The organism is Leifsonia sp. NPDC058292 (genome assembly GCF_042880955.1).
In the GTDB taxonomy this organism is placed as follows: Bacteria; Actinomycetota; Actinomycetes; order Actinomycetales; family Microbacteriaceae; genus Leifsonia.
In genome coordinates, this window is sequence record NZ_JBHVYL010000028.1 from 41,458 (window position 1) to 50,162 (window position 8,705).

At 66.8% G+C, this 8,705-nt stretch carries 9 protein-coding genes; 3 read left to right on the plus strand and 6 right to left on the minus strand.

Translation table 11 applies throughout. The annotated features are described in order from the left end of the window. Positions 1-8: 8 nt before the first annotated feature. From ACFVWR_RS14515 to ACFVWR_RS14540, 6 genes are read right to left on the minus strand one after another with little or no spacing between them, the layout of a single operon-like run. Positions 9-1,730, minus strand: a complete 1,722-nt coding sequence (locus ACFVWR_RS14515; RefSeq protein WP_387213360.1) for an ATP/GTP-binding protein — start codon at positions 1,728-1,730, stop codon at positions 9-11. Further along, positions 1,730-3,232 (minus strand): SCO6880 family protein, encoded by a 1,503-nt coding sequence (locus tag ACFVWR_RS14520; protein WP_387213363.1) that lies wholly within the window; start codon positions 3,230-3,232, stop codon positions 1,730-1,732. Before ACFVWR_RS14520 ends, ACFVWR_RS14515 begins: the two co-directional genes overlap by 1 nt. Positions 3,233-3,240: 8 nt before the next feature. Continuing rightward, positions 3,241-4,746 (minus strand): hypothetical protein, encoded by a 1,506-nt coding sequence (locus ACFVWR_RS14525; protein ID WP_387213366.1) that lies wholly within the window; start codon positions 4,744-4,746, stop codon positions 3,241-3,243. Then, complete coding sequence (locus tag ACFVWR_RS14530) at positions 4,747-5,484, minus strand: hypothetical protein (RefSeq protein WP_387213369.1); 738 nt, start codon at positions 5,482-5,484, stop codon at positions 4,747-4,749. Between the two features lie 17 nt (positions 5,485-5,501). After that, positions 5,502-5,798 carry a hypothetical protein gene (locus ACFVWR_RS14535; protein ID WP_121264432.1) on the minus strand — a complete coding sequence of 99 codons (297 nt, stop codon included), beginning with the start codon at positions 5,796-5,798 and terminating at the stop codon, positions 5,502-5,504. 26 nt (positions 5,799-5,824) lie between these two features. Beyond that, positions 5,825-6,424, minus strand: coding sequence for a DUF6668 family protein (locus ACFVWR_RS14540; protein ID WP_387213373.1), 600 nt, complete (start codon positions 6,422-6,424; stop codon positions 5,825-5,827). A gap of 214 nt (positions 6,425-6,638) precedes the next feature. Here ACFVWR_RS14540 and ACFVWR_RS14545 point away from each other — a divergent pair, with 214 nt between their 5' ends. Genes ACFVWR_RS14545 through ACFVWR_RS14555 form a run of 3 tightly spaced genes read left to right on the plus strand, consistent with a single transcriptional unit; the run spans position 6,639 to position 8,668 of the window. Then, the gene (locus ACFVWR_RS14545) at positions 6,639-6,863 is read left to right on the plus strand and encodes a hypothetical protein (protein WP_387213376.1); all 225 of its coding nucleotides are present in this window, start codon (positions 6,639-6,641) and stop codon (positions 6,861-6,863) included. A 12-nt stretch (positions 6,864-6,875) separates the two neighbouring features. Further along, on the plus strand, positions 6,876-8,234 hold the full coding sequence (locus ACFVWR_RS14550; RefSeq protein WP_387213379.1) for a MinD/ParA family protein: 1,359 nt from the start codon (positions 6,876-6,878) through the stop codon (positions 8,232-8,234). Beyond that, complete coding sequence (locus tag ACFVWR_RS14555) at positions 8,231-8,668, plus strand: hypothetical protein (protein ID WP_387213382.1); 438 nt, start codon at positions 8,231-8,233, stop codon at positions 8,666-8,668. The genes ACFVWR_RS14550 and ACFVWR_RS14555 overlap by 4 nt, the downstream gene beginning before the upstream one ends. Positions 8,669-8,705 lie beyond the last annotated feature (37 nt).

Here is an 8,705-nt window from a genome sequence, read left to right on the forward strand (position 1 = left end):
CGTTGGGCTCACGCTGGTACCCCCCGGCCGACCGTGCCCGTGCGGGAGACGGCGTGCCACAGCTTGTTCGTGTCGTTGATGTGAAGCTCGGCGTCGGTGAGCTCCACGGTCAACGGGATGCCCGGGCGGCCACCGACTTTGATCAGAAACTTGCCGCGGCCGGGAGGGTCGGCCTCCTGCCCGGTGATCGGGTCCCAGGCGGGCGGGTCCTGCCAGCCCTGAAGCATCTCTTGCTCGGCGCGGGACATGCTGATCGCGCTGTTGAGCAGCGGCATTTCCTTGGATGGAAGCCCGCCGCAGATGACCATGCCGGATCGCTCGACGAACCCGGCGGCTTTCATCCGGTCTTCCTCGGTGGGTAGCGACATGAGGTCACTCATCGTGTGCGAAATCATCGCCATGCCAACGCCGCGCTGACGGTTCAGGCGGGTCAGCGCGTCTACGCGGTCGACCATGCCGCGTCCAGCGCGCAGTGCACGCCACAGCTCGTCGAGGATCACGAAGTAGTGGCGGCGCGGTTCCAGACCGGCATCCGCCAGAGCGTTCGACACGTTGACGGTGCCGAATCCTGCTGACCAGCAGGCCAACAGCACGGCCGCCTGCAGGTCCGTTTCGGAGTCGTCGATCGTCGAGACGTCGTAGACCACGGGGCGGTCACGGCGCATCGGCGTCGAGGTCTGCCTGGAGAACAGCTCACCCAGACGGCCGCCGGTCGTTAGGCCGATGAGCGAGGCTTCCAGGTCCTCCGTGATCGCGTCATAGCGGGCGCGGTCGCCACGGTCGAGCGCGACGGCGCGCAGCTCGGGCGGTGCCTGACGGATCAGCTCAAGGAGATCCTTGAGCACCGGAACGCCCTCGTGATGCTCGTCGAGCAGCTTCAACGCCCGGTCGACGATCGTCTCCTCACGATCCGTGGGAGGCGTCTTGCGCATGATCGTAAGCAGCGCCGACACCATCGTGAGGCGGCGGCCGTGAGCATCCTGCAGCACCTCCGCCGCGAGCTCGTCGTCGCGCTTGGCACGCTCCGCACGGGTCGTGATGGAGCCGACCAGGGCAGCGATCCGCTCGCGGATCAGCTGTGCACGGTCGGGATCTTCCGGCGTTTGGAGCGCGCGCAGCTGCGCGAGCTCCGTCTCTTCCTCCGCGGCAGCCTCACGCTCGGCGTGAGCCGCATCGCGGAGCAGCTGCGCGGCCTCCTTTGCTTCGCCCGGGTCCAGGATGTTCAAGAACCCGCGGCCGCGGCCGAGGCGGATCACCTGGCCGCCGAGAGCTTCGATCAGATCCACGTAGTCCGGCTTCAAGTCGCCCAGCACGAGCGGCTGGACGCCGTACCCGGCGAGGCCGGTCGCCATCCGGCGCACGATCGTGGACTTGCCGAGTCCCGGCTTTCCGAGCACGAACGCTGACGGGTTCGAAATCAGGTTCGCCCGCTGGAACCACGAAATCGGGTCGCAGCAGACGGTGCCCCGATTGACCAGGTGCCGGCCAAGCGGCACACCGATCATCGGCGCACCCGTGCCGACACCGAACGGCCAGAGCCCGCACACCTGAACGGTGGTGCCGCGCCATTCCGGTGCGGCGGAAATCACCATCGTCTCGCCGCGGCCGCGTCCCGGGTAGCCCCGAGCCGGTGGACGCCGCGGCGTCACCGGCGACGGTGCCGCAGCTTGCGCAGCGGCCCGCTCGATGCGGTTGCTCGAGCGGGAGAGCTTCTTGAACCAGGTGGTCATCAGAGCGCCCCTCGCAACTCGGCCGGCAACTTCAGGTGCTTGGGAAGCACGATTCCCAGCGGCAGCGCCGCCGCGAACGCAGAATCCTGAGCACCGGTGACGACCCGCAAACGGAGGCGGGCCGTGGCTGACAGGTTCTCGATCGCCGCTTTAGCGTCCGCGGCCCGCGTCGGGTCAGTCACCGTAGCGGTAACGACCATGCCGAAGTTCACCAGGCCGGCACCGTTCGCCTCTTCCTCGGCCGTCGCCATCGCGGCGCGCGTTCCCACGACGTCGCGAGCGGTGGGCCGGTCGCTGGACGTCATGTTGAAGCTCGCTGCCCGCAAGTCGGACTGAACGATCGCAGCGGCCCTGGCGACGTCGATCGGGCGGTACAGCCACGTCACCCGCTTACGGGCGATATCGCGGTGCGGCGCCAGGAACCGAGTGAGGATGTTCGCCTGCACGATGCCGCGGGGAGCTTCCGTCATCTGCCAAGTCACCGACAGAGCAGAGTCGTGCCGGTAGCTGTCCCAATTCGCCTGAGCACCGGATGGTCCTACGTCCGACCAGCGCAGCTCGAACGGCTCACCCGACTGGTGCGCATCGTCGATCAACTCGGCAATCTCCGGGTCATACGCGGTCCGAATGACCTCGCACAGCTGCTGCGCACCCAGAGGACGCGCAGCACCCGCACCGGTTGCCGACAGCGCCTGAGTCAGTCCGGGCAGGCGGGCGGCGAGTTCGCGCCCCATCTCGTCGGCGTCGCGACGTCGACCGTTCGCGCGAGTGGCCGCGGCGAAGGTGATCGAGACGTACGCGCGGACGGTGGCCGATCCGGACGGGTAGCTCGCCACGACCTCGCGGAGCATCGCTTGCGCGAAGGCCGGTGCCTCCGGGTCGATGTTCAGGTTGACCTCGCCGCGGAGACGACGCCCGGTGTCGGGAGCCGTCTCGATCGTCACAGCTGCGGCGACGATGCCCGCCTCATCCCCCAGATTCGCCAGCCAGTGGCCCCAGTCGGCTACCCAGCTGTCGATCTGTTCCTGATCGACGAGAGCAGCCCCGTCCGGCTCCGTGCCGATCACGACGGTGTAGTCACCGGCCGAGGGCACGTAGATCATCGCGAACGGACGTCCGTAAGAGTCCGTGTACTCGCTCAGCCGGGATTGTGCTGCAAGCCCGGGCAGCTGCGCCGTGCCCCAGTCGGTCCGGCCCAGCGGCCCCGAGCGGTACAGGTTGGACCCGGAAGAGCGGGCGCGCATCCAGTTCAGACGGTTCGTCGTGCGGGTCAGCGCACTCTGCCCGTGCTTGTCCTTCACCGCGACGGTGAGCAGGAAGCCGGCCATGACGGCGAACACGACCACGCCGTTGACCAGACCGCCGAACATGACAGTGATGACCGTCGCGACCAAGCCCGCCAAGAGCACGATCGTTCCGACCATCCCAAGCCCCAAAAGGCCGGGGGTTGTCGGCCGACGCCAGTTGCCGTAGGTGCGGACCTGAGGTTGCGTGTTCGCCATGCTCACTCCTAGTTACTTCCTGATGCGCCGTCACCGGCCGCGTCTGCTGCAGCGGTGCGCACAGCACCGACCGCCTTCTGTCCCGCCTCGAGGCCCTTTTGGGCTGCCATCACGCCGACACCGACCGGGCCTGCCGCTGCGGCTCCGCCACCGGCGCTGGAAGCGCCCGCCGCCTTCCCTGCAGTGGCCGCCGTCCCAGCCGAGCTACCGCCACCTGTCGGTGCCGGCGCGGGCTTCAAAGCGGGGGTGTTGGATGCGCCCGTGGCTTTCGGATCGCTGGTCGAGCCTCCACCGCCGCCCGAGCCGCCGCCTGTGTTGGCCTTGCGGATCGCGCCGGTGGCGAGCTCTGCCCCCGCTGCGCCCGCACCCGCAGCGAGAGCCATACCGGCACCGCCGCCACCGCCAACCTGAGACACCATTGGCGCGACGAACCGCATAAGAGCGGGCAGAGCCACGAGGGCCATCGCCATGAGTGCGAGACCGGTGAGGATCTTGATCAGACCGGTGCCGTCATCCTTAAACAAGTCGGCGCCGGTTAGCTTGAACGCGGCCGCGTAGACGATCGCCGCGGCCGGCTTGTAGAGAATGAACGCGATCAGCCAGCCGGTGCACTTCTTGAACCAGGAACGGCCCGTTTCCGTGTTTGTGAACGCGGCAGAGATGGGGAAGATCCCGGCGAGCAGCACGAGCATGCCGCCGCGGATCACCATCAGGATCACTTGAATGTAGGTGAAGAAGGTGGCGACGATACCGACGATCAGCAGGGCGATCAGACCGATGCCGCTTGTTGCGCTGATGCCGATCATTGCGGTGATGTTCTGGCCGAAATCCTTTCCGGTCGCCCCGTCGAGTATCCAGGTCGAGAAGCCATCGGCCGCCGCTACGGCAAGGCCGATACCAGTCAGGCCGGCGGCCGACACTACGACGAGAGTGAACAGCGACTGCAGCAGGTCCTTGCCTGCCTGCGCACGTTGAGTCCACGCCATGCGGGCGCCCGCGATGATCACCGAGAGCACCGCAAGACCGCCGGTGTACCACCAGAGCGAGTCTTGGATGTAGCCGACCGCATCAGAGGCGTTCGAGGATCCCATCCCGGGCAGGAGAGCCGCAACGATCGCGGAGGCTCCGGAAATCAGGATGACCGCGCCGAGGATTACGCCCAGGCGGCCCAAATGCCGCTCACCGTCGCCACGACGCCGATTCACTGCCAGGAGCGCACCGCCGGCGATGAGCGATAGAACGCAGATCGCGAGGGAGATCCACACCGACCACTGGAGGATCGTCAGGAACCCGGACGCGCCCGCAGCGCCCTCTGCGGAGTGGTTCGCCGACGTTGACCCTCCACCTGTGAGGTTTGGCGTGGGAACGAGAACCCAAACCGACCCAAGGGCGGCAAACGCTTTTCCGACGCCCTCGAGCACGTTGTTCACGAGCTGCTGGAGACTGTCATTCGTGGCTTTTGAAACGACACCGCCGAGCTGACAGCCGACGTCGAGCCAGTCGCAGCCAGCCATTTATGCTCCCGACCACGGGATGTAGCCGCCGAGGCTCTGCAACGGCGACGGCGGGATCGGCATATTGCCGTTCTTGTCGAGGGTGACTTTCCAGTCCCCGTCGCTCCACTCGAGGTTCTCGACGAAACTCACGAGTTGGCCTGTCGCCGCGTTCACAGCAATATCGACCTTCGCTTGGGAACCGTCATACGACAAAACCCGGAAGCCGGCGATCTGGTAACGGACGGTCGTTTCGCTGGTGCTGCCCTCCGAAGCCAGCGCAGCGTCGCGGCCCGGCCCAGGCAGAACCAACTTGTCGCTTACCTCGTGGCGGAGACTCGAATCCGAACCCATCGCAATGATGTTGGCCGCCGAGTAAAGTGCGCCTGTTGGCGTGTGCGCGTAGCAACTCCGGAAACCGGAGGACTCGACATTTCCAGGACCCGCCCCCTTTGGATCTGTGGGGGCAGCCACCGTCCCGACCAATTCCCACTTGCTCTTGGGCGCTTGAGTGATCGTCCCCGACTTCTCAAAGCCTGGCAGTCCACAGACGCTGCGATCCGCCTCATTGACGCTCGACTGTGACGGTGTGCTGGTCGGCGCCGTCGACGAGTTCGCATTCGGCTTGGCCTGCCCGCCGATCACTGAGCTCACGATGAGGACGACCGCGCACAGCAAGACGACCCCGACAATGACCGCAGCGAGGATGAATCGCCGGCTGGTGAACGGGTTCGGCTCGGATGGCTGGTTGTCGGACATGCGTCTTTTCCCTTCGATCAGCTGACGAGGAAGCCGACGAGGCTGGCGGCGCCGGCGATGACGATCACGCCGGCCATTGCCATGCCGAGGGAGCCGAGGTGCGCTCCGCCCTCTCCGCGGCGGCTCTCGATGGCGAGCTTCGCGCCGATGATCATCAGACCGATGATCACGACGCCGAGAGCGAGCCACTTCACCCAGCCCATAACGGCGATGAACTTCTCGGATCCAGGAGGGGCCGAGCCGTTCCCGGGGTCGGGAACGTCGAGTGGGACGAAGGAGTTCACGGTGTCGAGAACGGTGTGGAGCGTGTGCATTGTGCTTCCTTTCGGTCAGGCCGGGGTTAGGCGCTGGTCGTGTTGGTCAGTTCGCTCACCGAGGCGATGAGCGTCCGAACGTCTTTGGGTGCGTGCTCGAGGTCGGGCGGCTCTCCAAGCCGCCATGCCTCTACCCAGGGGATGTGCCAGGTGTGCGGCACTCCCCCGGAAACCAGGTGCGCCAGCTCCCTCAGCGGCTTGGGCAGCCTGCCGGGCGCGTCAGCCATGATCACGAGGCCGACGAGATTCACGGACGGGATCACTCCTGATGCCCATTCGATCGCGGCCCGTTGTGCGGCCGCGAGGCCCGATGCATTCGACCGGGCGACAAGGACAACGTTTGTCGTCGCCCCGTCGTAACCGATTGGCCAGGCATGGCCCGCCGTGCGAGAACCAGCGACCAAGTTGGCCAGGGTGGACTCCCCCGCGCCGCCGTGAACGCCGAGCCACCACAGCGGTGCGGGACGGTTGACATCCCGGCGTGGGAGCCGGTCAGCGTGATCAGGCGCGGGAACGCCCGGCTGAGGAGCGGCCGGGCGTGGGAGTTCGCGACGAGCCCGGACGGGTGGCGGGGCGTGTTGAGGCACCGCCGGTCCTGCTAGCCACGGGTGTTGGGAGTCCGTCACCGGAGAGCCCCCTTCTTCGGTCTCGACTGAGTTGTCTACCCAGTATCACCCGCAAGGGTGACACGAAACGGGATACTGGAAACATCACCACCCACACCCCCGAGGATGGAGCGTCAGCGATGTTGCCCGATAGACCCGAATATTGCCGAACCTTGCCGATAACTCGAACTATACGCCTAAACTGTGTCGCGTGGACAGATGGTCGGACTTTGACATGAGCGCGCTCGACGACCTCCTAAAGGGCCTGCCGCCGACGCTCAGCGTGAGCGAGGCCGCCAAAGTGTTCAACGTCAGCGAGGACGTGATCCGCGGCGCGATCGGCTCAGACAACCCAGAAGAACGCCTACCCGCGCTGCGAATCGGCCGCGGCTACACGATCCTCACGGCCGACTTCGGCGCGTGGGCACGGGCGCGATACAGCGGGCACAGCGACAACTAGGAAGGCAGCGACATGGCTCAGCAGGAAACCTCTCATCCCACCATTCGGGCGATCGTGAACCCGGATGCGACCGGTGTGCTGGTGATCGAGGGGACTCACCATGAGGTCGCCGGCAACAACGACACCCACGTCCGCGAACAGATCCTCACCCAAGTCACCGGCCGCGCACGCATGTACGGCCGCCCCGTGATGCTCATCACGGAGGACGCAATGGGCCAAGGACAGCTGATCATCTCGCCGGACGGCAGCGTTGAGGCTGTCGGAGAGTTCATCCCCGCTGAGCCAGCAGCAGTCCCAGAGGAGACCGTGCAACGGGCGGAGCTACCGCCGACATACGACGTCGAGCGCGTACCTCCGCCTCCTGCAGTGTTTCCCGCGCCAACTGTTGTCGCGCCGCAGGCGACCGAGCCGCAGCAGGCAGCGGTACCGCAGGCCACCATCAGCGAGCGGCGAGCTGCGCGCGCGTCCTTCCTCGAGAAGGAAGCACCCGAGCAGCCCGCGACACAGGGATGGCGCGGAGTCCTCGCCCGCGTCGGCGTCCAGGTCGCCCCCTCTGAGACCGAGCTTGCCGAACGTCGCGACGTGCACGCCGTGAGCCAGCACTGGCCCGGCCCGCGCACGATCGCGATCGTCAACGGCAAGGGCGGGGCCAACAAGACCCCGACGACGGCCCTGCTGTCGGCCGTATTCGCCCGCTACGGCGGCTCCGGTGTGCTGGCGTGGGATAACAACGAAACGCGAGGCACGCTGGGCTGGCGTACCGAGCAGGGACCGCACGAAGCCACTGTGCACAACCTGCTCCCCCAGACCGAACGGCTACTCTCCCCCGCCGCCCAGTCCTCCGATCTGGCGCACTTCGTGCACCACCAGACCGGTGACAAGTACGACGTGCTGCGCTCGAACCCGCAGGCGCTCTCCGCCGACCAGCGCATCAGCCGCGTCGAGTTCGACGCGCTGCACCAGGTCGCGAGCAAATACTTCCGCCTGATCTTCATTGATTCCGGCAACGACGAGTCCGCCGAGCGCTGGCAGCAGATGATCGACCGCAGCGACCAGCTCGTCATCGCCACCACCGCTCTCGGAGAGCACGCCGAAGCAGGTGCGCTCCTACTCGATGGCCTGGCCCAGCGCGACGAGCGCTCCGCCGCTCTCGCGGACAACGCCGTGGTGATCGTCTCCCAGTCGGAGAAAAGCGCGGACAAGGGCGACGCCCAGCAGATCGCCAACGGGTTCGCGTCGATCGCGCGTCGGGTGGTCACCATTCCGTTCGATGAGGCGCTGCACAGTGGCAAGATCCGCTACGACGCCCTCAACCCGATCACGCGCCGCGCCTGGCTCGCTGCAGCAGCCGCGGTGGCGGAGGGCCTGTGAAGCGCGCCGCCGGCGTTGCCGGCGTCGCCCTCACTGCGCTCATCCTGACCGGCTGCGCACCGGTGATGTCGCCCGTGTCAACGCCGGTCGCGACGTTCCCGGACGGCACCACCAAGACGCCGCGCTCGACCCCGACCGATGGGCTCGACGACGGCCCGAACGCCCCCACGCCAGCGCCGGCTGACTCCACCAGCCAAGCCGCGGCCGTGAAGCTCGCGGAGAAGTTCATGACGGCATTCGCGCAGCCGCAGCTCGACGCGACCACGTGGATAAGCGCCCTGTACCCGATGCTGACGCAACAGGGTGCGGCTGCCTATGAAGGCACCGACCCGGCGAACGTCCCCGTCCACAAGATCACTGGCGGTGGCTCCGTCGTCGACGGAGCCACCCCCAACGCGCACCACGTGACTGTGCCCACTGATATAGGAACATAACTGGTCACGCTCACCCCCAAACCTCCCACCCACCCCA